The following is a 1,476-nucleotide window of genomic DNA, read 5'->3' on the forward strand; positions in this document are numbered from 1 at the left end:
AGGTTACACAGAATTATTTACACTCTCACAACAGCCGGTCAGAGCGCTGCTTAATCAGGCTTGTTAAACGCCAGAATTGACAATAACTCAAAATAGAAGGCTACTAGACCGTAGCAACGGTCGAACCTATTCGAGTCCCCCCGGCATAGCCGGGGGTTTACCTAATGATTAAATTATTTGCACTCTCTTAAATGCCTGTATCGCTCTCTCGACTCAGTTACACATTTTTCCATCCAGCCTTTGAAACGCTTCGTCTTATGACAGTGTCACAGATAGATAACTTAAAAACCTGTGATGCAAAACAGGCTACTCGTCCGTGAACAGACAAACTGACAAATGACCAGCGGAATCAGTTTCAATTGCTCAAAAAGAGCAATACAGCATCAAGATTGGCAATGGACACTTTGCATGAGAAAAACAATGTTATTTTCTCAAAAGACAGTATTTCTCTCGAAAATAATGTCTGAACAGTTATAAAAGCCTTCGCCGGCGGGATCATTTCGTTGCCATCTGACATACAATACGCCTGTGCCGCTTCTTCCTGTCGGTATGTTTATATCCATTTCGTAATACCCATTTACCACAGGCAGGTCACCGTAACTATTAATAATCTCAAGATCAGACCATTGTAAGCGCTGCGTGGCAGAATCAAATCCCGGTTTAGTGAGGTATATTCTCCAATAACTTGGATTGTGCGCTGCTGTTGCCCGAAATTTCAGCCTGTGCGGCCCTGCAGCCAATACGGTTTTTTGCCAGTCTGGCAAAGGAATATCCATTCCCGATTTGGCTGGCGATCCAGCACTGCAAAGATAGCCATCAATGACTACGGATTGAACAGCCGAATCCTCATTATAGTTGGCAACATTTGCGGAAAATTCATTTTTCTGTACAAATGGATAGGTACCCGACTCCAGAAATGCAGCCCGGCATGCTGAGTTAGGAATGGCAGAACCATCCGAGGGGTACCAATATCCCCCATCTTCGGCACAGAATATCTGCCTAGCTTTTGGAAACTCCGTCCAACCATGACTGGAGGCAAAGCCCGAAAAGCCAACCATTACCGACGCAACTATCCATGAAACCATTGTAGTTCGCATGTTGTTATCTCCCAGTTTGAGTCCTTCGTGAGAATAGCGGCTAATCAGTAAACCTGTAGAAGCAGAATCGAAAAATTTGTCTCTTATCGGGATGACACTTACTGAATTCCATTGATTGAGAGATCAAACTTTGTGACGTTTTTGACTATCATTAATTTCAGGCAGTCCAAAGGAAGAAGGTAATGCCAAAAAAGCGTAGGTTCTTTCCTTGTCAACCTTACCGATTTTCGGAGGTACTCCAGTAGCTACCTCGCACTCCAATTAGCATTTTTCTCCTCTTTGTCACTCAATCCTCCTAAAACGCCCTCAACCAGAATCAGGATTTCACAAAGTTCGGGCAGGCTTTCGCTGCGGGAAAAACGCATAATGGGCCAACACC

1 protein-coding gene is annotated in these 1,476 nt (G+C 44.2%); it reads right to left on the reverse strand.

What is annotated here, in order from left to right; all coding sequences use genetic code 11:
* Positions 1-431: 431 nt before the first annotated feature.
* Positions 432-1,097, reverse strand: a complete 666-nt coding sequence (locus tag Q5Y71_RS16730; protein WP_306043217.1) for a lytic polysaccharide monooxygenase auxiliary activity family 9 protein — start codon at positions 1,095-1,097, stop codon at positions 432-434.
* Positions 1,098-1,476 lie beyond the last annotated feature (379 nt).

Origin of the sequence: Microbulbifer sp. 2205BS26-8 (assembly GCF_030731025.1) — a bacterium.
GTDB lineage: Bacteria > Pseudomonadota > Gammaproteobacteria > Pseudomonadales > Cellvibrionaceae > Microbulbifer > Microbulbifer spongiae.